This window comes from Streptomyces sp. NPDC101776, assembly GCF_044766845.1.
In the GTDB taxonomy this organism is placed as follows: Bacteria; Actinomycetota; Actinomycetes; order Streptomycetales; family Streptomycetaceae; genus Streptomyces.
On record NZ_JBIWMV010000001.1, the window covers coordinates 113,305 to 138,986 of the forward strand.

Sequence of the window (25,682 nt, forward strand, 5' to 3'; positions counted from 1 at the left end):
ATCAGGTACCAGCGGGTTCGGCGACCGGGTGCGCGAAGTCGCCGTGGGCCCGCAGCATGACAGCCACGGCCGTTGCCGTGCGGCCGGATTCAGCCGCCCCGGACCGCCTGGCAGGGGCTGACCGCGGGAAGCCGGCCGGTCAGGAACGAGCGGGGCGGGACACCCATCAGGGTGCGGAAGTCGGTCGTCATGTGCGACTGGTCGAAGTAGCCCGCAGCGGCGGCCAGTTCGGACCAGCCGGCGCTGCCCGCCCGGGCGGCGAGGGCGCGGACCCGGTCGATACGGGCGTAGTGCTTCGGGGAGACACCGACACCGTCGGTGAACAGGTTCCGCAACTGGCGTTCACTGACGGCCAGTTCCCGGGCCACGTCCCGTACCTGTGCGGGCGCCCGGTCCATCCGCACGGACAACGCCTCTACGGCCGCCCGCAGCAGTGCCGTCCGGGCCGGATCCGCCGGCTGTGCCAGCAGCCCCGGCAGCACCTCGGCGACACGTGGCAGCGCCTCCCGCGGGTCAAGCCACCGCACCTCACGTGCGAACCGGCGGGCCGCGCCGCCCGCCAGGTCGTCCAGCGGCACCACCCGGCCGACCAGTCCGGCGGCCGCGACACCCAGCAGGGGCCGGGCCGTACCCGGTGCGAGGCGCAGCTCCAGGCACTCGATATGGGCCTTCCCCTCGTGGTAGGCCGCCCGCACGCGTGGCCCGACGGCGAGGACGTCACGCCGACCGTCCCCCGTCACCCGCAGGACCACCTTGACCACCGCGTCCGGCAGTTGGACGAACGTCCCCTCGGGCGGCTCGTCGAAGGACATGGCCCGCACCTCGGCGATCCACGGGCGCAGCGCCTCGGGCGTGGTCGGGAGCGGGTCGGCGATGGTCATCGGCACCCTTCCACCGTAAGGGACCGGGGACGCCGTCCGAGCGGGTCGGCCGTGCCGGAATTTCCAAGAGCCGGGCACCCCGGCGGGCCCACCGTGGACCACATGATTCTGGTGACGGGTGCCACGGGCACCATCGGACGTGACGTCGTACGACAACTGGCCGAGCACGGCGCGAAGGTGCGCGCGCTGACCCGTGACCCGGCGAGGGCGCGGCTGCCCGCCGGGGTGGAGGTGGTGCGCGGGGACTACGGCGACCCGGCGTCCCTGGACGCCGCTGCGGCCGGTGCGACGGCCGTGTTCCTGCTCCGTCCGCCCGGCCCGGACGAGGGACAGGCCGCGGCGCTGGTCGCCGCGGCGCGGGCCGCGGGTGTGGACCGGCTGGTGAAGCTCTCCGCCATCGCCACCGGCGATCCCGCGTCCGGGCCCTCAGGACAGTGGCACGTGGAGGGCGAGCGGGCCGTGCGGGACAGCGGGCTCGACTGGACGGTGCTGCGGCCGTCGTCGTTCGCCTCCAACACACTGACCTGGCTCCCGGCCCTCCGGGCGGGCGAGCCGGTGCCCAACATGACCGGGGACGGCGCGTCGGGCGTGATCGACCCGCGGGACATCGCCGCGGTGGCGGTCCGGGCGCTGCTCGACGCCGGGCACGAGGGGCGGACGTACACCCTCACCGGTCCCGAGGCGATCACCGTTCCCGGCCAGGCCGCCGTGCTCGCGGAGGTCCTCGGCCGCCCGGTCCCGGTCCGGAACCTGTCCCCGGACGGGACCCGGGCCTTCCTCCGTACGGCCTGGGGCATGGACGAGGCCGGGGCGGACGGTGCGGTGACCGGCCTGGCGTTCGTCCGGGGCGGCGGCAACGAGGTCGTCACCGAGGACGTACACGAGGTCCTGGGCCGCCCGGCGCGGAGTTACCGGGAGTGGGCCCAGGACCATCGGGGGGCGTTCGAGGAGGGGTGATCCGGTTGCGGAGGAGGGGCGGGGGCGTCAGTCCCGCCCCTGTTCCCGCCCGGTCCGCAGCACCGCCGCCGCCAGTACCAGGGCGGCCACCGCGATCAACGCACCCGTCCGGAAGGCCAGTTGGTACCCCTCCGCAGTCGCCGGGATCAACTCCGCACCCCTGGTGAGCAGTCCGTCGGTCCGCCCCGCCGCCAGCGTCGACAGCACCGCGAGCCCCAGCGAACCACCCACCACCTGCGTGGTGTTGAAGAGCCCGGAGGCCAGTCCCGCGTCCTCCTCCCGCGCCCCCGACATGGCGAGCCCGGTCAGCGCGGGCATCGCGGCGGCGAACCCGGTGGCCAGCAGGAGCAGCGCCGGGAGTACGTCCGTGACGTAGGAGCCGTCGGCCGGGGCGCGGCCCAGCAGGGCCATTCCGCCGATGATGAGGACCAGTCCGGCCAGCAGCACCCGGTAGGCGCCGAAGCGGCCGATGGTCCGCGCCGACAGGCCCAGCATCAGGACGCCGATCGCGACCGGCGCCGGCAGGAACGCCGTTCCGGTGAGCAACTCACTGAAGCCCAGCACGCGTTGGACGTACAGCGCGCCGATGAACTGGAAGCCGAACATCGTGCCGATCATCAGGATCTGCACGGCGTTCGCGCCGGCCAGCACCCGCGAGCGGAACAGCCGGAGGCGGAGCAGCGGGCGGGCGGCCCGTGCCTGCCGGACGGTGAACGCCGTGAACAGGGCCGGCGCGAGGGCCGCCAGGAGGAGGGTGACGGCGAGGTCGCGACCGCCGGTGCCGACGATGACGTACACCGTGAGCATCAGGGCGCCGGTGATCAGCGCGGCTCCCGGATAGTCGGCGCCGCTGCCGAGCCCGGAGCCCTGTTCCGGGGCGAGGACGCGCACGGCCGCGAGCCAGGCCACGATCCCGATCGGCAGGTTGATCAGGAAGATCCAGTGCCAGTTCAGGGCCTGGGTCAGCGCACCGCCGAGGAACGTGCCGAGCGCCCCGCCGCCGGCGCCGACGGCGCTGAACACGGCTATGGCGCGGGCCAGTTCACGCGGTTCCGGGAAGAGCGCGACCAGCATCCCGAGGACCACCGCAGAGGCCATCGCCCCGCCGACGCCCTGCACCGCCCGGGCCGCGATCAGCATTCCCTGGCTGGTGGCGATCCCGCACAGCACGGAGGCCGCGGTGAACACGGCGAGCCCCGCCGTGAACATCCGCTTGCGGCCCACCAGATCGCCCAACCGCCCGACGAGCAGCAGCAGTCCGCCGAACGGGATCAGATAGGCGTTGACGACCCAGGCCAGCCCCGGACCCGAGAAACCGAGATCGCTCTGGATCGCCGGCATGGCGACCGTGACGATGTTGCCGTCCAGGATCGTCATCAGCGTCCCCGCACACAGGACGACGAGCGACGCCCAGCGGGAGTACGTTCGTTCCAGCCCGCGCGGGGTTGAACCGGTCGGTGACTCGGACAGGGTCGACATGGCTCGTGGCCTCCATAGTTCTCCGTAGTGCCTATAAGGGCACGACTTGTAACGGGGAACATCGTGAGGAACCATGGAGGTCGTCGTAAGGAGGCACTTGGATGTCCCAAGGGAACACCGGTGTTACCGCCCAGGTCGTGAACGCGCACGCCTGCCCGGTCCGCGAAGTTCTTGACAGGGTCTCCGGCAAATGGAGCGTGCAGATCCTGGTCGCGGCGGCCCACGGCCCCATCCGCTTCACCGAGTTGGAGCGCAGCATTGAAGGCATCAGCCGCCGCATGCTGACCCTCACCCTGCGCAACCTGGAGCGCGACGGACTCGTCACCCGCACCGTGCACCCCACGGTGCCACCGAAGGTCGAGTACGAACTCACTCCGGTGGCCCGGGAGTTGCACGAGACCTTGCTACGGCTGACGGACTGGGCGGAGCGCAACCGCGTCTACATCGCGGAGTCCCGCGCGGCCTACGACACCGAGCGCGGGCCGGAGTAGCCCAGCTCACGTGCCGTAGCGGCCCCGGTTCAGAGCCCGAACAGGTCCCGGTTTGTCGTCAACTGCTCGAAGAACTCCCGGGGTTGGTCGACGAGTCTGCGCTTCTCGAGGTCCAGCAGCCCGCCCACCGACACGACCTCTGCGGACACTGTGCCGTCCGCCTTGGTGATCGTCTGGAGCACCCGGAAGGTCTTGCCCTCGCCCCACTCGAAGGCGCAGCTCACCGCGACCTCCTCGCCCGCGCGCAGCTCCCGCAGATAGCGGATGGTCGTCTCCAGGACGACCGGTCCGACCCGCTGGGCGAGCAATTCGGGCTGGCCCAATCCCGCCGCCTGGAGCAGCTCCCAGCGGGCATGCTCCGAGTACTGGAGGTAGACGCTCTGATTGAGGTGCCCCAGGCTGTCGGTCTCGTATCCGCGGACGGTCACCGGTACGGAAAACGGCTCGCTCAACTGCGTTCCCTTCTCGCGCTGTTGGACATCTGATGGACGACTGGCGGACGGTCTGCCCCACCGATCTTGGCATGCCCCTCAGGTCCGTCGCGGTGAGGCCAGCAGGTAACTCGCCCCCGTCCGCGGCTCCTTGTGCTCGCTCACCTGCCAGCCCGCCCGCTCCAGCGTCCCCGCGCAGGCGCGCAACGCCGCCGGGTCCGGGTCGCGCACGGCGACCGCCTCAGGCTGCGGGGTCGTCCGCACCCGGTAGCCTTCGGCGTCCGGTCCGGCGGGCCGGTGTCCGGCGGCCTCCAGGGCGAGCGCGGCGGCCCGCACCAGATGCGTGCGCTCCCAGCCGCAGGGTCGCTCCACGGAACCGTCCGGGTTCGTCATCCGGCGCAGCTCCAGCAACCCCTGCCAGGCGCTGTGCACTTCACGGGTGCGGGCCGGACCGGCGGTGACCGCCGTCTCCTCGCCGCCGATGCGCGCGGCGAACACCCCGGCGGTCGTGGGGACTGCCACGACGGGCTCGGGAACGTCCGGCGGAGACTCCCGTAGGCGATGTCCCGCCGGGGTCAGGAAGTGGTCGTGCGGCGGACGCGGGTGCCGGAACGCGAGCCCTCGCCCCACGAGCGCGGCGAGCTGCGCCTCCGTGCCCCGCAGCCGCCCGGTGACGGGGTCGGCGGCGTCGATGACACGCCGTTGCGCGGCGGTCGGCGGTCGTGTCACGGCGTGCTCCCTTCCCCTCGCGGAAATGGGTGTCCGCGGCCCATTCGAAGGCTACGACGGAGGTCTGACATTCCACGCGGCGATCACCGGTCGGCCGTGCTCCGTGCCCAGTCGGCACAGGGTCCCGGTCGCGAGCTGGAACAGTGCCCCGTCGGACGGCGGCAGCCCGAGCCGCCGCGCGGTGAGGACCCGTAGGAGATGGCCGTGTGCCACCAGGACGACCACGCCCTCGGTGTTCGCGAGGGCCGCGTCGACCTTGGCCAGCACGCGGTCGGCACGCTCGCCCACCTGCTCGGGGCTCTCCCCGGGATGGTCCGGCGGCCCGGGCGCGACCCCGTCGGTGAACAGGAACCAGTCCGGCCGGGTGCGCTGGATCTCGACGGTCGTGATGCCCTCGTAGCCGCCGTAGTCCCACTCCCGCAGATCGACGTCGACGCGTACGTCCCTCAGGCCGATCAGCTCGGCGGTCTCCCGGGCCCGCTGCAAGGGGCTGACGAAGGCGGCGCCGACCCGGTGCGAGCGGATCAGCGGCACCAGTCCGCGCGCCTCTTCCCGCCCCTTCTCGGTCAGCGGGACGTCGGTCCAGCCGGTGTGCCGCCCCGACCGGGACCATTCGGTCTCTCCATGGCGTACGAGGAAAAGATCACCCATACCTCACAGGCTATGGGCCCACTGCTCCAGCGTCGCGAAATCGGTCTCCCGTAGACCCCTGCGCGGGTCCACCTTGAGGAGGAGAGCCGGCCCGTCATGGTGTGCCTCGACATGCCGTACGTCCAGGTCGGTGACCAGGTCGTCGACCCAGACGAAGGGGCGCCCGGCCGCCCAGGCAACGATCTGGCGGGTCTTCCAGTAGAGGCCGTCCGGGTCCTTCGCGAACAGGCCGGTGAACTCGATCACCGGCAGGTCGCCGGGGAGCCCGATCACCGGCCCGATCATCTCGTTCGCCTGGTGCATCCAGGTGGTGGCCCAGGCCGGCTCGTACGGCAGCGCCCGTATTCGCTCGCCGTGCCCGGGGTGCAGGCGCACCCGCAGCCCGCGCCGCAGCCGCCGGGAGCCAGGGCGCTGCCGGGCCGACCAGTTCGCCGGCCACAGCCGGTGGGTGACATAGCCGCGGTGGCGCAGGAACCGGGCGCCGTACGGGTTGAGGGGGCCGTCGACGTCGAGGAGGAGCAGGGGGCGGTCCGTCATGCGGAGGAGCTACCCAGGGCGGGGCGAGGTTACTGGCGATAGCCGCCGAGGAACCGCCCGATCCGGCCGATCGCCGCCTCCAGGTCGTCCGCGTACGGCAGCGTGAGGATGCGGAAGTGGTCAGGGGTCGGCCAGTTGAAGCCGGTGCCCTGGACCACCTGGATCTTCTCGCGGAGCAGCAGGTCGAGGACGAACTGCTCGTCGTCGTGGATCTTGTGCACCTTGGGGTCGAGGCGCGGGAACGCGTACAGCGCGCCCTTCGGCTTCACGCACGAGACCCCCGGGATCTCGTTCAGTTTCTCCCACACCACGTTGCGCTGTTCGTACAGTCGCCCGCCCGGGACGGTCAGGTCGCGGATGGACTGACGGCCGCCGAGCGCGGCCTGGATGGCGTACTGCGCGGGCGCGTTGGGGCACAGCCGCATGGAGGCCAGCATCGTCAGGCCCTCCAGGTAGTTCTTCGCGTGCTGCTTCGGGCCGGTGACCACCAGCCAGCCCGAGCGGAAGCCGGCCACCCGGTACGTCTTCGACAGCCCGCAGAAGGTGAGGACGACCAGGTCGGGGGCGAGCGCGGCGGCCGAGTGGTGCACGGCGTCGTCGTAGAGGATCTGGTCGTAGATCTCGTCGGCGAAGACCATCAGGCCGTGCCGGCGGGCGAGGTCGAGGATGCCCTCGACGATCTCCTTGGGGTAGACCGCGCCGGTGGGGTTGTTCGGGTTGATGATGACGACGGCCCTGGTGCGGTCGGTGATCTTCGCCGCCATGTCGTCCAGGTCCGGGTACCAGTCGGCCTGTTCGTCGCAGAGGTAGTGGACCGCCTTGCCACCGGAGAGGGTCGTCACCGCCGTCCAGAGCGGGAAGTCCGGGGCGGGGATGAGGATTTCGTCGCCGTCCTCCAGCAGCGCCTGTACGGCCATGGAGACCAGCTCGGAGACGCCGTTGCCCAGGAACACGTCGTCCACGTCGACTTCGAGACCCAGGGTCTGGTAGCGCTGGGCGACCGCGCGGCGGGCGGAGAGGATGCCGCGCGAGTCCGTGTAGCCGTGCGCCTGGGGGAGCATCCGGATCATGTCCTGGATGATCTCCTCGGGCGCCTCGAAGCCGAAGAGCGCGGGGTTGCCGGTGTTGAGGCGCAGGACGCTGTGGCCCGCCTCCTCCAGTGCGTTGGCGTGCTCGATCACCGGACCGCGGATCTCGTAACAGACCTCGCTGAGCTTGCTCGACTGCCGGAACTCCATTGCGCCCTCGCCCCATCGGCTTCGTGTGTTGCTTGGTTTTACCAAGTGTGAGCTTGGAAAGTCCAACAACATGTCTAGACTGCGTCGCATGTCACCTCGCCGAAGCTACGACCAGTACTGTTCCGCGGCCCGGGCGCTCGACCTCGTCGGCGACCGCTGGACCCTGCTGATCGTCCGCGAACTCCTCGCCGGCCCGCGCCGCTACACGGACCTGCACGCCGATCTGCCGGGTGTCAGCACGGACGTACTCGCCTCACGGCTGAAGGACATGGAGCGGGACGGGCTGGCGACGCGGCGGCGACTGCCGCCACCCGGTGCCGCCTACGTGTACGAACTCACCGGGCGGGGGCGGGAGTTGCTGCCCGTCCTGCAAGCCCTCGGCGCCTGGGGCGCGCCCGACCTGGGCGAGCGGCGGCCCACGGACGCGGTGCGCGCGCACTGGTTCGCGCTGCCGCTGCTGCGGGCGCTGGAGGGGGAGGGAAGCGCGGGACTCGTCGAAGTCCGGCTGGACGAGGGGGAGTTCCACCTGCGCGTGGGAGAGGCCGGGGAGGGGGCGGTCTACGGGGAGGGGCCCGCGCCGGTCGAGCCCGATGCCCGGCTGGTGCTCGGCGTCGAGACGTGTACAGCCGTCGCACAGGGGGAGTTGAGCCTTCCCGACGCGGTGCGCGCCGGGCGCGTCGAGGTGAGCGGCGAGGGCACGCTCGCGAAGGCGCTGCGGGAGGCGTGAGACGAGGCCTGGAACGAGGTCCGGGAATCGGTCCGGAATGGCAGAAGGCCCGCCAGGAGCGGGCCTTCTGATGAGTCGTCACATTGCCGGTGGCACCCGGCGCGGCCGTCCCGACCCCCGCGTCAGCGCGTAGCCGCCGATCCCCGCGAGCGCGGCCAGCACGCCGCCCACGCCGGTCCACACCCAGCGGTCGGACCACCAGCCGGAGGACCAGCCGCCGTCGGGCTCGATGCTGGACAGCGCGGCCGAGGTTGACGACGAACTGTCCTCGTCCGTGGCCGACTTGGCCGCGATGCCCGGCGTCAGCGGCTGCGCCAGCGAGCCGTCCACCGCCGCCGAACCGCCGATGTCCTTGGAGTCCACCCGCAGTTCGGTGCTCACCGGCTGGCCCAGGTCCGAGGACCGGAGGTCCACGACCGTCAGCCGGACGTAATACGTGCCGGGCAACGGGTCGTTGGCCCACTGCTCCGACCAGGCGCGGACCGTACGCAGCGTGCACGCCAGGTCCACGGAGGCGGTCCCCTGCGCGGCGGTGCGCGTCGCGGCCCCGTACTGGCAGGCCTGACGGCGCCGCAGCCCGTCGTACACGTCGAGCTGCCAGGTCTGTCCGGCGTGCGTGTCCGGGAGCTTCACCGTCGCCTTGACGGTGGGGCGTTGACCGGCGTCCGCGGCGAACGACCAGTACAGATAGTCACCCGTGGAGCCGCTCGCGGTGCCCGTCTGCCCCTGGTCGAGTTCCGTGGCCGTACGGAAGGAGGTGCCGGCCTGGGTCGGCGCCGAGCTGTCGTCGGAGGCGGAGGCGCTCGCGGACGGCGAGGAGTCCGCCGTCGCGGGCGTCGCCGCCAGCCCCGCGAGCAGCAGGGCCGTGCTCAACACATGTGTGATCCGCATCAGTTGGTCCTCCAGACCGCGAGCCGCCAGCGTGAGACCCAGCCCCAGAGCAGACCCGCGAGGAAGCCGGTCAGCACGAGGGCGCCGAGCAGCCACCAGCCGCGGCCGAGGCCGAAGGAGGCCACGTCGCTCGCCTTGCTGGGTCCGTCCACGACGTCCACGGTCAGTTCCAGGGGCAGACCGGGGGTGGTCTTCACCCCGGAGGCCGCCGAGAAGGAGTTGGTGACCTGGAGACACACGGTCTCCGCCGGGGCGTCGTCGTCGTCGCTCTCCGCCTTCGGGTAGCGCAGCCCGGTGGAGATGACGTCCGTACGGCCGTCGCCCGTGCCCTCGCCGCGCACGATCTCGCGGCCGTGCACGGTGACCGCCCGCAGCAACACCCCGTAGTCCGGGTTCACTTCACGGTCGGCGCCGACGCTCACCGAAGCGCGCAGCTCCTGGCCGGGGTCGACGTCCACGCGGTAGAAGCGCTGCTTGCCGAACTCCTCGCGGTCCGTGTAGAGACCGGACTTGAGGGTCGGGGCGCTGGAGCACCGGGTGGCGCCCTCGGTGGCGACCGGGGTCACCACCGGGTCGGCCGCCCGGTCCACCAACTGGCCCACGCGGTCGGAGAGTTCCTCCTTGTGCTGCACGGAGGTGTACGTGCCGCCGGTCGCGTCCGCGATGCAGCTGAGCTGGTCGCGGGTCTTGGCGTCCGGCACCAGACCCAGCGTGTCGATGGTCAGGCCGATGCCCTTGGCCGCGATCTCGCGGGCCACCTCGCACGGGTCCAGCGGCTGGCAGGTGTCCTCGCCGTCGCTGATCAGGACGATACGGCGGGTGCCGTCACCGCCGTCCAGGTCGTCCGCCGCCTTCAGCAGCGCGGGCCCGATCGGCGTCCAACCGGTGGGCTGGAGCGTCGCCACCGCGGTCTTGGCCTCGGTGCGGTTCAGGGTGCCCACCGGGTAGAGCTGCGCGGTGTCCTTGCAGCCCGTCTTGCGGTCGTTGCCGTGGTAGTTGGCGCCCAACGTGCGGATGCCGAGCTGCACTTCCTCGGGTGTCGCGTCGAGCACCTCGTTGAACGCCTGCTTCGCCGCCGCCATCCGCGAGCCGCCGTCCATGTCCTTGGCGCTCATGGAACCGCTGACGTCCAGCACGAGTTCGACCTTGGGGGAGGCCGCGGAGTCCGTCTCGTCGGCGACCGCTCCGGCCGGGAAGGCGACCCCGGCCGTGAGGGTGGCGAGCAGGGCACAGATCCCCGCCGCCAGCCGTTGTCTTGTGATCATCGCCGGATCCTATTGATCAGATGGACCGGGCTCCAAAACGAGCGGGTTCGGCAGCGCGGTCCACTGGTCCCCGGGCAGCTCCGGCGACAGCCGCATCAACGTCAACGCCTTGGTGGGCAACGGCTGTTCGAGCAGCGTGCGCAGATCGGGCGTCCGCGGCAGATCCGCTACGACGGCCGCGAGCGCCGCCCCGAGCGCCGTACCGGAACCCGCCGTACCCGCGAGCGCTCCAGCGACGAGCGACCCGAACAGCTTGCGGCGCAGGGTGACTTCGTCGTCGGTGACGATGCGTCCGGTCAGTTCCGGTACCGGAATCCCCTGCTCGGCAAGGCGCTTGGGGCTGACGCGGATGTCGGCGAGATCGCGGTAGACCAGACGTACCGGGGCACCCGTCCGGTCGAGCACCACCAGCAGATTCTGACCGTGCGCCTCAAGGGCCACACCGGACTCCAGCAGCCGCAGACCGACGACGAGGGCGAGACGTGTGAACTCGGCCAGCCAGCCCGGCGATCGGGGCAGGCCGGTGACCGCGAGGGCGGCCACCGGCAGGACCCGCTCGCCCGCGTCCGTGTCCGCGTACGTCTGCGGCGACTCGCGCAGCACGGCGGCGAGATCGGGGGAGTCGGCCGTGGCCGCGCCCAGCGTGCGGGTGACGTGCAACAGGCCGTCCGAGCGGGCCGCCAGGGTCTCCCCGAACGCCGACAGCGTCGCCGACAGGCCGATCGAGTAGACCGAGATGTCCCGCACCGAGGACGTCAGCCGGGCGCTCAGAGCCGTCTTGACGTGCGGTCCGTCCGCCAGGGCGAGGGTCCGCAGGGACATCAGCGGATGCGCGTCGACCGGGCTCTCCCCGGTCCGCTTCAGCACATGCGCCGCCTGCCACGGGTGCACCGGGATCAACAGCCGCCCCGCGTCCCGCAGTTCGTCCGGCCACTCACCGGTCAGCAGACACTCGTCCGCACCGACCGGCACCGACCCCAGGGCCACCACGGGCCGGTGCTCGGGCCCGTACGCGAGCTGCTCGGCCACCGAGAACCCGGGCCGGGAGCGGCAGTTGGGGTGGAAGGGATGCCCGTCGACGATCCGCTGCTCCCACTCCCAGTCGTGCGCCGGCCGATCCTCCGAGCGGGCGGGCCGGTTGGCCCGCGACAGCGCCAACGAGGCGACACTGTGCCCGAGTTCGGCCGCGAAGGCGGTCCCGTGCGGCACGGCCAGGTCGGTCATCAGGCGCGCCGGATCGTCGTGGGCGAGGCCGTCGAGGTGGACGACGGTGACGTAGGCGTCCGTCGCGTACGGATCGGCGGGCGGGCCGTGCAGCGTCCGGCCGTCGGAGAGCCGTAGGAACAGGCCCGGGGTCCGGCCGGCGATCCACGGCAGCGGCTCATGGGCGAGCGCCCGCCACAGCCGGGTGAGCACCGCCGCACGGGCGCCGGGCAGTTCGCCCGCGTACCGTTGCAGGAGGTCGGGGCGTACGGCGGCGAGTTCCTCGGCTACCTCGGCCTCGGGAAGCGGGGGACGGTCCACGGTCGACTCCTCGGGTGCGGACGGGGCGTCATGGTCGGTGCTGACGGGACTGTGCGATGGAGACGGATGAGAGACGGCGCGATGCGTGGCGACGCCGGGAGACATGCCGAGAGACATACTGATCGCGATCGCCGGACACGGACTTAGGGAACGAATGGATCGCGTCGACTTCACACCTCCGGGCGACGACGTGGCGGACCGCGCCGACGCGTACGCGGCCGCGCCGCTGCTCAACTGTCTGCTGCGGGAGGTGGCCCGGCCGCTCCCGGACCCGGGGGAGCGGCACGTGTACCGGCTGCCGGGGAGCGGCCGGCTGCTGCGGGTGCGCGGTGAGCGGCGGCCCGCCGAACCCGAGGTGTGCGCGGACGGCGAGTGGCGGGCCGTCGGCCACGCCGAACTCGTGAAGCTCGTCGCCGAGGAACTGACCCGGCACACCGGGGTGTCCAACCACGAGCTGCCCGCCGAGATGACCGACAGCCGCGACGCGATCGCCGCGCTGCTCACCGCGCGCGACCGGGCGACGGCGCCGGACGACCCGTATCTCCGCTCCGAACAGTCCTTGATCACCGGCCATCCCTACCATCCCGCGCCCAAGGCCCGCGGCGGCGGCCCCGTCGCCGGCTGGCTGCCCTACGCCCCGGAGGCGTACGCCCGTTTCCCGCTGGTGCTGCTCGGGCTGCGCGAGGACGCGGTCGTGGAGGAGGGCGACGTCTCGGCGCTGGACGCGCTCGGCGAGGCCCCGCCCGGTTACCGGTTGCTGCCCGCCCACCCGTGGCAGCTGGACCTCGTCGGTAACGGGCTCGCGGAGGCCTTCGCGGACGGGCGGCTGATCCGGCTCGGTACGACCGGGTCTCCGGTGTGGCCGACGGCCGCTATCCGGACCGTGTACCTCCCCGGGGACGACGGGTCCGGCGCGCGCGGGGGCGATCTGTTCCTCAAGTTCAGCCTGGACGTGCGGATCACCAACGACATACGTCGACTGTGGCGCCACGACCTCCTGAAACTCCAGCGCACCGACACGGCCGTCCGGGACGCCTTCGCCGCGATGGGCGGCCCGGCGGCCTGGCTGAGCGACCGTGGCTACCGCACCGCGGACTTCGCCTTCGAGGAACTCGCCGTCATGGTCCGCGACGGCCTGCACGACCACCTCGTCCCCGGCACGACCCCGCTGCTCGCGGCGGGGCTGGTGGAGGGCTTCGAGGGCGACCCGCTCTCCGCCACGGCCGATCCGGGGGCCTGGTGGGAGGCGTATCTGCGCGCGGTCGTACCGCCCGCGCTCGCCGCGTTCGCGGACCACGGCGTCGTACTCGAAGCGCATCTGCAGAACGCGCTGGTCGCCATCGACGCGGACGGGACTCCCGCGCAGGCGCTGTACCGGGACGCGGAGGGCGTGAAGCTGCTGACGGACGTGGAGCGGGTCGCCGGGTGGGAGCGGTTGGTGTACTGCCTGGTCGTCAATCATCTTGTCGAGGTCGCGGGGGTGCTCGTCGAGCGTCACCCTTCGCTGGACCCCTGGCCCGCAGTTCGCGCCGAGCTGGCCCGGCGGTCCGACCTTCCCGAGGTCGCCGAACTCCTCTCCTCGCCCACCCTGCCGGGCAAGACGAACCTGCTGCTGCGCTGGACCGGGGCGGACGGGGCGGACGCCCGCTATCTGCCCCTGCCGAACCCGTTGGCGGGGTGAAGGGGAGGGGCGGAGGGGGCCGTAGGGGAACCGTTCCGAACCCTCTGGCGTCATGAGCGGAACATCTACACTGATGGCCGGGATTGGGGCGCCTCGCGGCTTATTTCAGCCGCTCGACGGGGACGGGGGTCGGGGCGATGAGTTCCAACAGCCCTTGCGGAGGCGCGAGACGAGGGGCGGGATGGGGGAGTCATGAAACCGCTCCAAGGGGGTGATCCCGCCTCGGTCGGGGACGGCCGGTACCGGTTGGTCGGACGGCTCGGCCAGGGCGGGATGGGCGTCGTCTACTTCGGCCGGTCGCGGTCGGGCCGGGCGGTGGCCGTCAAGGTCGTACGGCCCGAACTGAGCACGGAACCAGGCTTCCGGCGTAGGTTCGCCGACGAAGTGGCCTCGGCCCGTCGCGTCGGTGGCTTCCACACCGCGCCGGTCGTGGACGCGGACCCGCAGGGCGACCCGGCCTGGCTGGTGACGGCGTACGTACCCGGACCCACGTTGCAGGTCCTGCTCGACCGGGTGGGCCCCCTGCCCGCGGACACGCTCACCGTGCTGGCCGCCGGCCTCGCCGAGGCGCTGGCCGCGATCCACCAGGCCGGGGTCATCCACCGCGACCTGAAGCCCGCCAACATCATCATCGCGGAGGACGGCCCCCGGGTCATCGACTTCGGCATCGCACGGGCCCTCGACGGTACGGCCCTCACCCAGACCGGGTTCCAGATCGGCACCCTCGGGTTTCTCGCGCCGGAACAGCTCACCGGGGGGACGCTCACTCCCGCGGTCGACATGTTCGCCCTGGGCGTCGTGCTCGGGCAGGCGGCGGGCCGCGCTCCCTTCGGCGACGGGGCGGCTGCCGCCTGGGCCTACCGCGTCGTCCACGAACAGCCCGAACTCACTGACGTTCCCGGGCCGTTGCGCTCGCTGGTCGCGGCCTGCCTGGCGAAGGATCCGCGGGACCGGCCCGGTCCGATGGAGTTCCTCGACGGACTCACGGTCCAGTACGCGTCGGACGTGTGGCTGCCGGCGGAGGCGACGGCGGTGATACGGGAGCAGGATCCAGGGGCGTTTTTCGCGCCGCAGGATCGGCCGTCGGTGGCGGGCGGGGTGGCCGATCCGCGGGCTGCGCTCTCCGGCCCGCCGGGGGCGGGGGAGCGGCGGCCGGTCGTGGGTGCGGATCCGGATCCGGGACCGGGACCGATGGTGTCCGACGAGCCGGTCGTCGGGGAGCGGTCGGCCGTGGCTGCCGAACCGTGGCGCGGTGAGCCGGTGGTCGGTGAGCGGCCTGTTGCGGCGTCCGACCCGCGACCCGTGGCGTCCGACCCGTGGCCCACGGCGTCCGGCACGCAACCTATGCCGTCCGGGGCGCAATCTATGGCGTCCGGGGCGCAATCTATGGCGTCCGGGGCGCAGCCTATGGCGTCCGGGGCGCAGGCGGCCGACGGGCGGACTCGGGCCGTCACCCCCCATCCCCTGACTGTCCGGTCGTCGCCGGGTCCCGGTTTCGGGCCCGCACCCGAGTTCGGACCCGCGCCGGACTTCGCGCCCGCCCCCGTGGCGCCGCCCGGCGGTTCCGGTCCTGTGGGCGGTACCGGGGAGCGGCGGAGTCGCCGTAGGCCGGTCGCGGTGGCGGTGCTGTTGGTCGCGGCGGTCACCGCGGGGCTGTTCGTGTGGCATCCCTGGTCCGGTTCCGGGCAGGACGAGGGCGGTGCCGGGGGGACCTCGCCGTCGGCCTCACGGTCGGCCTCGCGGTCGACGCCCGCCGCGTTTCCGAACGCTCCGCTGCTGGTCCGGTTGGACACGGACCCCGGATCGGCCACGTGCCACAGCGTGATCGGCCGCCGTGACTCCACGAAGGACGACCCGAAGCAGCTGATCGACGGGACGTGCGACGCGCTGCCGCAGTGGGCCCCCGACCGCAAGTCGTTCGCGTTCACGCGCAAGACCGGGCAGGAGTCCGCCGTATGGACGGCGAACGCGGACGGCAGCGACGTCCGGCGGGTCGCCGCGATCTCGGGCGGCCGGGTGTCCTGGTCCCCGGACGGCAAGCGGCTGGCGGTTCTGCGCAGACAGGACGGTGTGCAGCAACTGTTCGTCGTGACCGTCGCGGACGGCTCCGCGCGCCAACTGACCATCGGGACCGGGAAGGTGGACGACCCGGCCTGGTCCCCCGACGGCAAGCACATCGCCGTGTGCCTGCAGAAGGCGTCGGGCTGGCAGATCCACGTCGTCGACCCGTCGCAGCCGGGCGCCGCACCTCGGCAGGTCACCCACCAGTCCCGGCGCGCGCTCGATCCCGTCTGGTCCCCGGACAGCCGGTACTTCGCCTACACCGCCGGGGCACCCGACGTGGGGACGGGGGGAGACATCCACATCGTCAAGGCGGACGGTACCGGCGACCGGGTGCTGGTGCGGACCGATGCCCAGGAGATGGACCCGGTCTGGTCGCCGGACGGCAAGTGGGTCGCGTTCGTCCGGGGTCCCTTCGACCGGCCGGCGATCTGGGCCGTCCGGGCGGACGGTACGGGCGAACGCAGGCTCACCACCGGTAGTACGCCTGAGGGGCACCCCTCCTGGCGCTGACCTGTCGCCCAGCAGGTGATCACCCTCGGTTACTATGCCCATTTGAGGCCGAAGCAGGGAGGTGACCCGAGGACATGCTGAGGGAGATCACGGCAACCCGCTACATCGAACCCCTGCGCTCCGGCGGTTCCGTCCCCGGCGTCGTCGAGGCCGACGACCTCGGCACCTACGTCGTCAAGTTCACCGGCTCCGCGCAGGGCCGCAAAGCGCTGGTCGCCGAAGTGGTCGTCGGGGAGCTGTCCCGCGCGCTGGGACTGCGCTTCCCCGAGCTGGTGCTGGTCCACTTCGATCCGGCGATCGCCGACGGGGAGCCCCACCAGGAGGTGCGGGACCTGCACAGCGCGAGTGCCGGTCTGAACCTCGGTATGGACTTTCTGCCGGGCGCCCAGGACTTCACCCCGGAGATCGCCGCGCGCTGCACGGTCGATCCGCTGGAGGCCGGGAAGATCGTCTGGCTGGACGCGCTGACCGTCAACGTCGACCGCACGGTGCACAGTTCGAACCTGATGATCTGGCCCACGCTCGGCGTCGCGCCCCCGCGGCTGTGGCTCATCGACCACGGCGCCGCCCTTGTCTTCCACCACCGCTGGGACGGCGCCGACCCCACGAAGTCCTACGACTTCCGCCATCACGCGCTGGGCCGCTACGCCCCCGACACCCGTGCCGCCGACGCCGAGTTGGCCCCCAAGGTGACCGAGGAACTGCTGCGCCGCATCGCGGCCGAGGTGCCGGACGCCTGGCTGGCCGGCGAGCCGGGCTTCGCGACACCCGACGCCGTACGGGAGGCGTACGTCGCCTACCTCCACGCGCGCGTGGCGGCCTCCGCGGCCTGGCTCCCCACCGACTTCCCCAGCGGGGAGGAACGCGCCGCCGAGGAGGCCCTCCGCGCGGCCAGGACACAGCAGGGCCGCCCGAGTTGGCTCAAGCGGGTCCCCGACCTGCACGGCAAACCGGCGGCCGAACAGGATTGGTCGGTACACCTGGGATGAACGGGGAAGACGACCGGGATGACAGGCGGACGACCGGGACGACCGGGACGACCGGGACGACCGGGACGGCGGGGAAGGCGACGGGCATGACCCAGCGAGTCGAGATCGAGTACTGCACCCAGTGCCGTTGGCTGCCCCGCGCGGCCTGGCTGGCGCAGGAGCTGTTGACCACCTTCGAGACCGAGTTGACGGAACTGTCCCTGAAGCCCGGCACCGGCGGTGTCTTTGTCGTCCGCGTCAACGACGAAGTGGTGTGGGACCGCCGTGAGCAGGGGTTCCCGGAACCCACGGCCGTGAAGAAGCTCGTACGCGACCGAGTGGCCCCGGGAAAGTCCCTGGGCCACTCGGACAAGTGAGCCGCGCCGCGCGGCGGTTGAGGGGTCAGCCCTTGAGCTGCTCGTACGCGGGCAGCGTCAGGAAGTCCGCGTAGTCGGCGTCGAGGGCGACCTCCAGGAGGAGGTCGTGGGCCTGCTGCCAGTGCCCCGCGGCGAAGGCGTCCGCGCCGATCTCGGCACGGATGTTCTCCAGCTCCTCGGCGGCGATTTTGCGCGCCAGCTCGGGAGTTGCCCGCTCGCCGTTCTCGAACTCGACGTCCGCGTTGATCCACTGCCAGATCTGCGAGCGCGAGATCTCGGCGGTGGCCGCGTCCTCCATCAGGTTGAAGATGGCGACCGCGCCGAGCCCGCGCAGCCACGCCTCGATGTAACGGATGCCCACCTGAACGGCGTTGACGAGTCCCGGATACGTCGGCTTCGCGTGCAGCGAGTCCACGGCGATCAGGTCGGCCGCCTTGACGTCGACGTCCTCGCGCAGCCGGTCCTTCTGGTTCGGCCGGTCGCCGAGCACCGCGTCGAAGGAGGCCAGGGCGATCGGTACCAGGTCCGGGTGGGCGACCCAGGATCCGTCGAAACCGTCGCCCGCCTCACGGTCCTTGTCCGCCTTGACCTTCTCGAAGGCCACCTTGTTGACCGCCTCGTCACGACGGGACGGGATGAACGCCGCCATGCCGCCGATCGCGTGCGCCCCGCGCTTGTGGCAGGTACGGACGAGGAGTTCGGTGTAGGCCCGCATGAACGGGGCCGTCATCGTCACCGCGTTGCGGTCCGGGAGGACGAACCTGGGCCCGCCGTCACGGAAGTTCTTCACGATGGAGAACAGGTAGTCCCAGCGGCCCGCGTTCAACCCGGAGGCGTGGTCGCGGAGTTCGTAGAGGATCTCCTCCATCTCGTACGCCGCCGTGATCGTCTCGATCAGCACGGTCGCGCGGACGGTGCCCTGCGGGATGCCGACGTAGTCCTGCGCGAAGACGAACACGTCGTTCCACAGGCGGGCTTCGAGATGCGACTCGGTCTTCGGGAGGTAGAAGTACGGGCCCTTGCCCAGGTCCAGCAGCCGCCGCGCGTTGTGGAAGAAGTAGAGCCCGAAGTCCACGAAGGCGCCGGGGACTTGCTCGCCGTCGACCAGGAGGTGACGCTCGTTCAGATGCCAGCCGCGCGGCCGCATCACGACGGTCGCCAGCTCGTCCTCGGCCTTCAAGGCGTACGACTTACCGGAGTTGGGGTCCGTGAAGTCGATCGCGCGGGTGTAGGCGTCGATCAGGTTGAGCTGGCCCGTGACGACGTTCTCCCACGTCGGCGCCGAGGCGTCCTCGAAGTCCGCGAGCCAGATCTTCGCACCGGAGTTGAGGGCGTTGATCGTCATCTTGCGGTCGGTGGGGCCGGTGATCTCGACCCGCCGGTCGTTCAGCGCGGCGGGGGAGGGGGCCACCCGCCAGGAGTCGTCCGCGCGGATCGCGGCGGTCTCCGGGAGGAAGTCGAGGGTGGAGGTGCGGGCGATCTCCGCGCGGCGCTCGGCCCGGCGGGCGAGGAGTCCGGCCCGGCGGGGCGTGAACCGGCGGTGCAGTTCGGCCACGAAGGCGAGGGCCTCGGCCGTGAGGACCTCCTCCTGCCGGGGCAGAGGTTCGGCGTCGACGATGACCGGCGAGGACGGCGCTGGTGCGGACATGAACTGTCACTTCCTTCAGCGTGGCACCGGGTGCCAGGTGACCCGGGTGGGACTGGGAGCACCCGAGGGGCCGTCGGGCGCTTCTGAACAGTGGATACTAGTTTCCTCATTGTGGAAGTTCAATGGAAGTTCCACGGTTTGTTGACGTCGAGATTCTCCGGATCGAGCCAAAGTGGCGCTCGGTGCCACTCCGCTCACTCAAAGTGGACGGGCTCATTCAAGGTGGACGAGATCCGCCTCAGTGTCGATGTCGTACGGCTGCGCCGCATCCCCGCACTCGACGAGCGCGACCGCGTCCGCGTGCGCCTTGAGGTACGCCCGCGCCCCCCGGTCCCCGGTCGCGCTCTCGGCGATGCCGGCCCAGTGCGCGGCCCCGAACAGCACCGGATGCCCGCGTACCCCGTCATAGGCGGCCGAGACCAGCGACTCCTCGGAGGCGTAGGCCGCGAGCACCCGCGCCACCGCCTCCGCACCGATCCCGGGCTGATCGACGAGCGACACGAGCGCCGCCCGGGCCCCCGCACTCGAGACCGAGTCGAGCCCCGCTCGCAGCGAGGACCCCATCCCCCGTTCCCACTCCGGGTTCTCCACGACCACGCACCCGGTCAGCTCGGCCCGCTCCCGTACGGCGTCGGCACGCGCCCCGAGGACCACATGGACGCGGGTGAGGCCGGCCGCGCGCAGGACCCCGACCGCGTGCTCCACAAGGGGCCGCCCCCGGTGTTCCAGCAGCGCCTTGGGCCGCCCGCCGAGCCGTCGGCCGCCGCCCGCCGCGAGCAGCAGCCCGGCGACCTGGTCTTCGTTTCGCGTCATACGTCCTGCATACCTGACCGGGCGGCGACCGCACGGAATCCTCCGACTTAATTTCGGTCCGCGGAGTGGCGCACCCCGTACCGGGTGGCGTTTACTGGCCCGCGTCCCCCGGTACCCGACCAGTGTCGCGGGGTGCGCGGCGGGACCACAAAGTTCTTGCGCACGGAGACGTGCGAGGGGGGAGAGCTGTGTTGCGGAGCTTGGGGCAGAGGTCAGTGACCGGCAGCGACGAGGATCCGAGGGTGGCGGAACTGCGGACCGCGGTGTCCCGGTTGCGCCGCGAACTGGCCGCGCATCCGGCCGAGTTCCCCGACCGCGTCATCGCCGAGGACGAACTCGCGGCGCTGGCCGCGATGACCATCGACGGAGTTCCCGAAATCCCGCGCCTGCGCCGCTCGTTGCTCCTGATCGCCGGCGCGATCGGCTCGGTGAGCGCGCTCGCGAGGGGCCTGACGGACGTACGCAACGCGGTGGACCTGTTCGGTCAACCCCGGCGCGGGCAGGGCTAGTTCACGGCCACACGCGGGACGGGAACGGTCCGCGGTAGCCCGAGTCCCCGGCCCGGTCCTCGAACTCCTCGCACCGCCAGGTCTCCTGGACGAACTCGGTGTGTTGCTGCCAGGTGGTGAAGATGCCCCGTGGGCCGTGCTTGCCGTCGACCTGACGGTAGAGGTCCTTGGCATCACGGAAGCACGCGAGCGCGGCCATCAGTCCGTGGCCGGCGGGGTGGTAGTCCGACCAGGCGCACGAGACGCACGCCTTGAGCCGCGAGCCCGGCGGCAGGCGGCGCTGGACCTCGTTCAGCGCGTCCTCGAAGTCGTCATGGCCTTCTGCGCCGCGGTACTCGTGCCCGTCCAGGCGCAGGGTGGTGGTCAGCGTCTCCGCGTCCAGCCCCCTGCCCGGCCCGGCAGGCGCCCCGAGCCGCAACGCGCAGTCCAGCACGGCCGTACGCACGCCCTGCCCCTCGACCGCGACGGACATCGGCACCTCCCACTCCAACAGGCAGGAGCACAACGCCCCGTCGAAGAAGGTGAACGGGACCTCCGGCGGCTCGCCGCCCAGCGCGCCGAGGTCGTCCATGCTGTCGCCCTCGAAGCGGACACCCCGGATCGTCGTACGGATCGACTCCCGGCCGTCCGACTCGAAGACGACCGCCTCGACGCCGTGCCGGTCGGTGTACCGGCCCGGCCAGAACTGCCCGGCGCTCACGCGGGGTTCTGGCTGGCCAGTGCCTCCGACAGTTCGACGGCCACCTGCTGGAGCACCGGCACGATCTTCTCGGTCGCCGATTCGGTGACCCGGCCCGCCGGACCGGAGATCGAAATGGCCGCCGCTGTCGGCGAGTTGGGCACGGAGACGGCGAGACAGCGGACGCCGATCTCCTGCTCGTTGTCGTCGATCGCGTAGCCGAGGCGGCGCACGTCCGCCAGCGCCGTGAGGAAACCGTCGGGCGTGGTGATCGTCTTCTCGGTCGCGGCGGGCATGCCGGTACGGGAGAGCAGCGCGCGCACCTCGTTGTCCGGGGTGTTGGCGAGCAGGGCCTTGCCGACGCCCGTGGAGTGCGGCAGGACGCGCCGGCCGACCTCGGTGAACATGCGCATCGAGTGCTTGGACGGCACCTGCGCGACGTACACGATCTCGTCGCCGTCGAGCAGCGCCATGTTCGCCGTCTCACCGGTCTCCTCGACCAGCCGGGCCAGATAGGGGCGGGCCCAGGTGCCGAGCAGCCGGGACGCGGACTCGCCGAGCCGGATCAGGCGCGGGCCGAGGGCGTACCGGCGGTTGGCCTGCTGGCGGACGTAACCGCAGACCACCAGCGTGCGCATCAGCCGGTGGATGGTGGGCAGCGGAAGGCCGCTGCTCGCGGAGAGCTCGCTCAGGCCGACCTCGCCGCCCGCGTCGGCCATCCGCTCCAGCAGGTCGAAGGCGCGCTCGAGGGACTGGACCCCACCCGTGGCGGACTTGGTGGAGTCGGTGCTGCTGACGCTGGACGGCGGCACGGCGCGTTCCTTTCGGCACGGGCGGAAAGGGCTGAAGCCTACCCGGGGGCCGGTTGACTCCCCGCCGGTGCGTAGCTACGTTCTGCTTGCCGGAATTCTACTTCCGCTTTGTGGAAACATCCAGAGTGCGAGCGTGCGGCGCATCGTGAAGAGGTGTGCCCTTGACGGTACGGGAGCGGGAGTGAAGACTCCTTCAACAGAACGTTGAATTCCGTTACGTGGACGTAAATCCCGTTTCCCGGAAGCAACAACGGCGGCAGTAGAGAGGGGTCCGGGTGTCCGACGCTGAACTGGTGGTGCGCTCCACGCGAGTCATCACTCCCGAGGGGACACGAGCCGCGGCGGTCGCCGTAACCGGCGGGAAGATCACGGCCGTTCTCCCGTACGACGCCCAAGTCCCGTCCGGAGCACGGTTCGAGGACTTCGGCGACGACGTCCTGCTGCCCGGCCTGGTCGACACCCATGTGCATGTGAACGACCCCGGCCGCACCCACTGGGAAGGCTTCTGGACCGCCACGCGCGCGGCGGCGGCCGGCGGCATCACCACCCTGATCGACATGCCGCTCAACTCCCTCCCGCCGACGACGACGGTCGACAACCTCCGTACGAAGCAGCGGGTCGCCGCGGAGAAGGCCCACATCGACGTCGGCTTCTGGGGCGGCGCCCTGCCCGACAACGTCAAGGACCTGCGTCCGCTGCACGACGCCGGGGTCTTCGGCTTCAAGGCGTTCCTGTCCCCGTCCGGTGTGGACGAGTTCCCGCATCTCGACCAGGACCAACTGGCCCGTTCCTTGGCGGAGATCGCCGGTTTTGGCGGCCTGCTCATCGTGCACGCGGAGGACCCGCACCACCTCGAAGCGGCCCCGCAGCGGGGCGGCCCCAAGTACGCCGATTTTCTTGCCAGTCGGCCGCGCGACGCGGAGGACACGGCCATCGCCGGTCTGATCGCTGCCGCCAAGCGCCTCGACGCGCGCGTGCACGTCCTGCACCTGTCCTCCTCCGACGCGCTGCCGCTGATCGCCGCCGCCAAGGCCGAGGGCGTCCGTATCACGGTGGAGACGTGCCCCCACTACTTGACCCTCACGGCGGAGGAAGTCCCGGACGGCGCAAGCGAGTTCAAGTGCTGCCCGCCCATCCGCGAGTCCGCCAACCAGGACCTGCTGTGGCAGGCACTGGCCGACGGCACGATCGACTGCGTGGTGACGGACCACTCACCCTCGACCGCCGACCTGAAGACCGCCGACTTCGCCACCGCGTGGGGCGGCATCTCCGGCCTCCAGTTGAGCCTCGCGGCGGTGTGGACGGAGGCGCGCAAGCGGGGCCACGACCTGGCGGACGTGGTCCGCTGGATGTCCTCAAGGACGGCCGATCTGGCGGGACTTGAGCAGAAGGGCGCCATCGAGGCCGGCCGTGACGCGGACTTCGCGGTCCTCGCGCCCGACGAGACGTTCACCGTGGACCCGGCTGCCCTCCACCACCGCAACCGCGTCACGGCGTACGCCGGGAAGACCCTCAGCGGTGTCGTGAAGTCGACGTGGCTGCGCGGCGAACGCATCGTGCTGGACGGCGAGTTCACCGATCCCAAGGGCCAACTCCTCACCCGCACGCCCTGATCCACCCCTCCGCACCCGCAGCGGCCGACTCCCGAAAGGCAGACTCAGTGACGGCGATTCCTCACTTCACCGGCGACGCGAACCCCTACGGAGGCGGTGACCCGTACGCGGACCACCGCACCGCCGACTTCCCCTTCACCCGCTACGCCAACCTCGCCGACCGGCAGCTCGGCGCCGGTGTCATCGCCGCCAACGACGAGTTCTTCGCCCAGCGGGAGAACCTCCTCGTGCCCGGGCCCGCCGAGTTCGACCCCGAGCACTTCGGCCACAAGGGCAAGATCATGGACGGCTGGGAGACGCGCCGCCGCCGTGGCAGCTCGGCCGAGCACCCGTGGCCGACGGCCGAGGACCACGACTGGGCACTGGTGCGGCTCGGCGCCCCTGGCGTCATCCGGGGCATCGTGGTCGACACGGCGCACTTCCGTGGCAACTACCCGCAGGCGGTATCGGTCGAGGGCGCATCGCTGCCGGGCTCCCCGTCCCCCGAGGAACTGCTCTCCGACGACGTGAAGTGGACGCCCCTGGTCCCGCGCACGCCGGTCGGCGGCCACGCGGCGAACGGTTTCCCCGTCTCGGTCGAACAGCGCTTCACCCATCTCCGCGTCAACCAGCACCCCGACGGCGGCATCGCGCGCCTGCGGGTCCACGGCGAGGTAGTACCCGACCCGAACTGGCTGGCCGCGCTGGGCACGTTCGACGTGGTCGCCCTGGAGAACGGCGGCAACGCCGAGGACGCCTCCAACCTCTTCTACTCACCGGCCACCAACACCATCCAGCCCGGCCGCTCCCGCAAGATGGACGACGGCTGGGAGACCCGCCGCCGCCGCGACCAGGGCAACGACTGGATCCGCTACCGCCTGGCCGCCCAGTCCCGGATCCGCGCCGTGGAGATCGACACGGCGTACCTGAAGGGCAACAGCGCGGGCTGGGCCTCGGTGTCGGTACGGGACGGAGACGACGGTGAATGGACGGAGCTCCTCCCGCGCACCCGCCTCCAGCCCGACACGAACCACCGTTTCGTGCTCCCCGCCCCGGCGATCGCGACGCACGCACGCGTGGACATCTATCCCGACGGCGGGATCTCGCGGCTGAGGTTGTTCGGTTCGCTGACCGAGGAGGGTGTGACGGGGCTGGCGGCGCGTTATCAGGAGCTGGGCGGCTGAGCCGGATCTTCGGGGCCGAACGGGGGTCCGGGGGCGGAGCCCCCAGCAGGACACCAGCCACAACCCACCCGCACCCGGAACCGGGACGACCACCCGCTACGTTCTCCTCTCGTGACCCTTCAGCAAGAGATCGTCGGCAACGCCATGCAGATGGCGGTCGTCAGCCTGAACCCCGGCCAGACCGTGTACTGCGAAGCCGGAAAGTTCCTCTTCAAGACGACGAACGTGACCATGGAGACCCGTCTGAGCGGCCCGCCCGGCGCCGCACAACAACAGGGCGGCGCCGGCTCCGGCGGCATGGGCGGCATGCTCCGCCAGGCCATGGGCACAGCCATGCAGGTAGGCCAGCGCGCCCTCGCCGGTGAATCGCTGGCGTTCCAGTACTTCACCTCCCAGGGCGGCGAGGGCACCGTCGGCTTCGCGGGCGTACTCCCCGGCGAGATGCGCGCCCTGGAACTGGACGGCACACGCGCGTGGTTCGCGGAGAAGGACGCCTTCGTGGCCGCCGAGTCCAGCGTCCAGTTCGGCATCGCCTTCCAGGGCGGCCGCACCGGCATGAGCGGCGGCGAGGGCTTCGTCCTGGAGAAGTTCACCGGGCACGGCACGGTGATCATCGCCGGCGCGGGCAACTTCATCGACCTGAACCCGGCCGACTTCGGCGGCCGCATCGAGGTCGACACCGGCTGCCTCGTCGCCTTCGAGGAGGGCATCCAGTACGGCGTTCAGCGCATCGGCGGCCTCAATCGCCAGGGCCTGATGAACGCCGTGTTCGGCGGCGAGGGACTCTCCCTGGCCACCCTGGAGGGCAACGGCCGCGTCATCCTCCAGTCCCTCACCATCGAGAGCCTCGCCAACGCCCTGAAGAAGGCCCAGGGTGGCGACAAGCAGGGCCCGACCGGCGGCATGTTCTCGACCCACGCCGGCTGAGCCGCCGTAGCGGAAACGGACGAGCCGCCGTAGCCGAGACGGACGGGTCGCCCCAGCGGAGACCGACGAGTCGCCGTGGCGAGGACCGATGAGTTGCGCGGCCCCACGGGGTCTGAG

25 protein-coding genes are annotated in these 25,682 nt (G+C 71.5%); 11 read left to right on the forward strand and 14 right to left on the reverse strand.

Going from position 1 to position 25,682, the window contains the following annotated elements; translation table 11 throughout:
- Positions 1 to 89: 89 nt before the first annotated feature.
- Positions 90 to 881 (reverse strand): helix-turn-helix domain-containing protein, encoded by a 792-nt coding sequence (locus ACIRRY_RS00510; protein ID WP_403968266.1) that lies wholly within the window; start codon positions 879 to 881, stop codon positions 90 to 92.
- 102 nt (positions 882 to 983) lie between these two features.
- Here ACIRRY_RS00510 and ACIRRY_RS00515 point away from each other — a divergent pair, with 102 nt between their 5' ends.
- Positions 984 to 1,838, forward strand: a complete 855-nt coding sequence (locus tag ACIRRY_RS00515) for an NAD(P)H-binding protein (protein WP_403966012.1) — start codon at positions 984 to 986, stop codon at positions 1,836 to 1,838.
- A gap of 27 nt (positions 1,839 to 1,865) precedes the next feature.
- Here ACIRRY_RS00515 and ACIRRY_RS00520 read toward each other — a convergent pair whose 3' ends face one another.
- Positions 1,866 to 3,317: an MFS transporter gene (locus ACIRRY_RS00520; RefSeq protein ID WP_403966015.1), complete on the reverse strand. Its 1,452-nt coding sequence runs from the start codon at positions 3,315 to 3,317 to the stop codon at positions 1,866 to 1,868.
- Positions 3,318 to 3,418: 101 nt separating this feature from the next.
- On the opposite strand from ACIRRY_RS00520, the gene ACIRRY_RS00525 reads away from it, so the two are divergent.
- Complete coding sequence (locus ACIRRY_RS00525) at positions 3,419 to 3,808, forward strand: winged helix-turn-helix transcriptional regulator (RefSeq protein WP_403966018.1); 390 nt, start codon at positions 3,419 to 3,421, stop codon at positions 3,806 to 3,808.
- A gap of 29 nt (positions 3,809 to 3,837) precedes the next feature.
- Here the strand turns inward: ACIRRY_RS00525 and ACIRRY_RS00530 are convergent, their stop codons facing one another.
- From ACIRRY_RS00530 to ACIRRY_RS00550, 5 genes are all read right to left on the reverse strand, one after another.
- Positions 3,838 to 4,260 (reverse strand): acyl-CoA thioesterase, encoded by a 423-nt coding sequence (locus tag ACIRRY_RS00530; protein ID WP_403966021.1) that lies wholly within the window; start codon positions 4,258 to 4,260, stop codon positions 3,838 to 3,840.
- Positions 4,261 to 4,338: 78 nt separating this feature from the next.
- Positions 4,339 to 4,968 carry a hypothetical protein gene (locus ACIRRY_RS00535; protein ID WP_403966024.1) on the reverse strand — a complete coding sequence of 210 codons (630 nt, stop codon included), beginning with the start codon at positions 4,966 to 4,968 and terminating at the stop codon, positions 4,339 to 4,341.
- Positions 4,969 to 5,019: 51 nt separating this feature from the next.
- On the reverse strand, positions 5,020 to 5,619 hold the full coding sequence (locus ACIRRY_RS00540) for a histidine phosphatase family protein (protein ID WP_403966027.1): 600 nt from the start codon (positions 5,617 to 5,619) through the stop codon (positions 5,020 to 5,022).
- A 3-nt stretch (positions 5,620 to 5,622) separates the two neighbouring features.
- Positions 5,623 to 6,156, reverse strand: a complete 534-nt coding sequence (locus tag ACIRRY_RS00545) for an HAD domain-containing protein (RefSeq protein WP_403966030.1) — start codon at positions 6,154 to 6,156, stop codon at positions 5,623 to 5,625.
- Between the two features lie 29 nt (positions 6,157 to 6,185).
- Positions 6,186 to 7,394 (reverse strand): pyridoxal phosphate-dependent aminotransferase, encoded by a 1,209-nt coding sequence (locus tag ACIRRY_RS00550; RefSeq protein WP_403966033.1) that lies wholly within the window; start codon positions 7,392 to 7,394, stop codon positions 6,186 to 6,188.
- 88 nt (positions 7,395 to 7,482) lie between these two features.
- Between ACIRRY_RS00550 and ACIRRY_RS00555 the strand changes: the two genes are divergently transcribed.
- Positions 7,483 to 8,121, forward strand: a complete 639-nt coding sequence (locus ACIRRY_RS00555; RefSeq protein WP_403966036.1) for a winged helix-turn-helix transcriptional regulator — start codon at positions 7,483 to 7,485, stop codon at positions 8,119 to 8,121.
- A gap of 78 nt (positions 8,122 to 8,199) precedes the next feature.
- Here ACIRRY_RS00555 and ACIRRY_RS00560 read toward each other — a convergent pair whose 3' ends face one another.
- The 3 genes from ACIRRY_RS00560 to ACIRRY_RS00570 are packed head-to-tail and all read right to left on the reverse strand — an operon-like array spanning position 8,200 to position 11,801.
- Positions 8,200 to 9,012, reverse strand: a complete 813-nt coding sequence (locus ACIRRY_RS00560; protein WP_403966039.1) for a hypothetical protein — start codon at positions 9,010 to 9,012, stop codon at positions 8,200 to 8,202.
- A complete protein-coding gene (locus ACIRRY_RS00565) occupies positions 9,012 to 10,277 on the reverse strand; it encodes a VWA domain-containing protein (protein WP_403966042.1) in 1,266 nt (421 codons plus the stop codon). Before ACIRRY_RS00565 ends, ACIRRY_RS00560 begins: the two co-directional genes overlap by 1 nt.
- A 9-nt stretch (positions 10,278 to 10,286) precedes the next feature.
- A complete protein-coding gene (locus ACIRRY_RS00570) occupies positions 10,287 to 11,801 on the reverse strand; it encodes an IucA/IucC family protein (protein ID WP_403966045.1) in 1,515 nt (504 codons plus the stop codon).
- Between the two features lie 154 nt (positions 11,802 to 11,955).
- On the opposite strand from ACIRRY_RS00570, the gene ACIRRY_RS00575 reads away from it, so the two are divergent.
- The 4 genes from ACIRRY_RS00575 to ACIRRY_RS00590 all read left to right on the forward strand — a co-directional run bounded on the left by ACIRRY_RS00575 (position 11,956) and on the right by ACIRRY_RS00590 (position 17,401).
- The gene (locus ACIRRY_RS00575) at positions 11,956 to 13,482 is read left to right on the forward strand and encodes an IucA/IucC family protein (protein ID WP_403966048.1); all 1,527 of its coding nucleotides are present in this window, start codon (positions 11,956 to 11,958) and stop codon (positions 13,480 to 13,482) included.
- Positions 13,483 to 13,674: 192 nt separating this feature from the next.
- A complete protein-coding gene (locus ACIRRY_RS00580; protein ID WP_403966051.1) occupies positions 13,675 to 16,056 on the forward strand; it encodes a protein kinase in 2,382 nt (793 codons plus the stop codon).
- A 74-nt stretch (positions 16,057 to 16,130) separates the two neighbouring features.
- The gene (locus tag ACIRRY_RS00585) at positions 16,131 to 17,045 is read left to right on the forward strand and encodes a HipA family kinase (protein ID WP_403966054.1); all 915 of its coding nucleotides are present in this window, start codon (positions 16,131 to 16,133) and stop codon (positions 17,043 to 17,045) included.
- Between the two features lie 86 nt (positions 17,046 to 17,131).
- A complete protein-coding gene (locus ACIRRY_RS00590; RefSeq protein ID WP_403966057.1) occupies positions 17,132 to 17,401 on the forward strand; it encodes a SelT/SelW/SelH family protein in 270 nt (89 codons plus the stop codon).
- Between the two features lie 25 nt (positions 17,402 to 17,426).
- On the opposite strand, the gene aceB is transcribed toward ACIRRY_RS00590, so the two are convergent.
- Together aceB and ACIRRY_RS00600 are read right to left on the reverse strand one after the other, a co-directional pair.
- Positions 17,427 to 19,049: a malate synthase A gene (gene aceB / locus ACIRRY_RS00595; RefSeq protein WP_403966060.1), complete on the reverse strand. Its 1,623-nt coding sequence runs from the start codon at positions 19,047 to 19,049 to the stop codon at positions 17,427 to 17,429.
- 213 nt (positions 19,050 to 19,262) lie between these two features.
- On the reverse strand, positions 19,263 to 19,862 hold the full coding sequence (locus ACIRRY_RS00600; RefSeq protein ID WP_403966063.1) for an NTP transferase domain-containing protein: 600 nt from the start codon (positions 19,860 to 19,862) through the stop codon (positions 19,263 to 19,265).
- A gap of 188 nt (positions 19,863 to 20,050) precedes the next feature.
- Here ACIRRY_RS00600 and ACIRRY_RS00605 point away from each other — a divergent pair, with 188 nt between their 5' ends.
- Positions 20,051 to 20,371 (forward strand): DUF5955 family protein, encoded by a 321-nt coding sequence (locus ACIRRY_RS00605; protein WP_403966066.1) that lies wholly within the window; start codon positions 20,051 to 20,053, stop codon positions 20,369 to 20,371.
- A gap of 1 nt (position 20,372) precedes the next feature.
- Here the strand turns inward: ACIRRY_RS00605 and ACIRRY_RS00610 are convergent, their stop codons facing one another.
- Positions 20,373 to 21,071, reverse strand: coding sequence for a DUF6304 family protein (locus ACIRRY_RS00610; RefSeq protein WP_403966069.1), 699 nt, complete (start codon positions 21,069 to 21,071; stop codon positions 20,373 to 20,375).
- Positions 21,068 to 21,862 (reverse strand): IclR family transcriptional regulator, encoded by a 795-nt coding sequence (locus ACIRRY_RS00615; protein WP_403966072.1) that lies wholly within the window; start codon positions 21,860 to 21,862, stop codon positions 21,068 to 21,070. The genes ACIRRY_RS00610 and ACIRRY_RS00615 overlap by 4 nt, the downstream gene beginning before the upstream one ends.
- Positions 21,863 to 22,137: 275 nt before the next feature.
- Here ACIRRY_RS00615 and allB point away from each other — a divergent pair, with 275 nt between their 5' ends.
- The 3 genes from allB to ACIRRY_RS00630 all read left to right on the forward strand — a co-directional run bounded on the left by allB (position 22,138) and on the right by ACIRRY_RS00630 (position 25,565).
- Positions 22,138 to 23,475: an allantoinase AllB gene (gene allB / locus ACIRRY_RS00620; protein ID WP_403966075.1), complete on the forward strand. Its 1,338-nt coding sequence runs from the start codon at positions 22,138 to 22,140 to the stop codon at positions 23,473 to 23,475.
- Positions 23,476 to 23,522: 47 nt separating this feature from the next.
- A complete protein-coding gene (alc, locus tag ACIRRY_RS00625) occupies positions 23,523 to 24,638 on the forward strand; it encodes an allantoicase (protein ID WP_403966078.1) in 1,116 nt (371 codons plus the stop codon).
- Positions 24,639 to 24,749: 111 nt separating this feature from the next.
- Positions 24,750 to 25,565: an AIM24 family protein gene (locus ACIRRY_RS00630; RefSeq protein ID WP_403966081.1), complete on the forward strand. Its 816-nt coding sequence runs from the start codon at positions 24,750 to 24,752 to the stop codon at positions 25,563 to 25,565.
- Positions 25,566 to 25,682 lie beyond the last annotated feature (117 nt).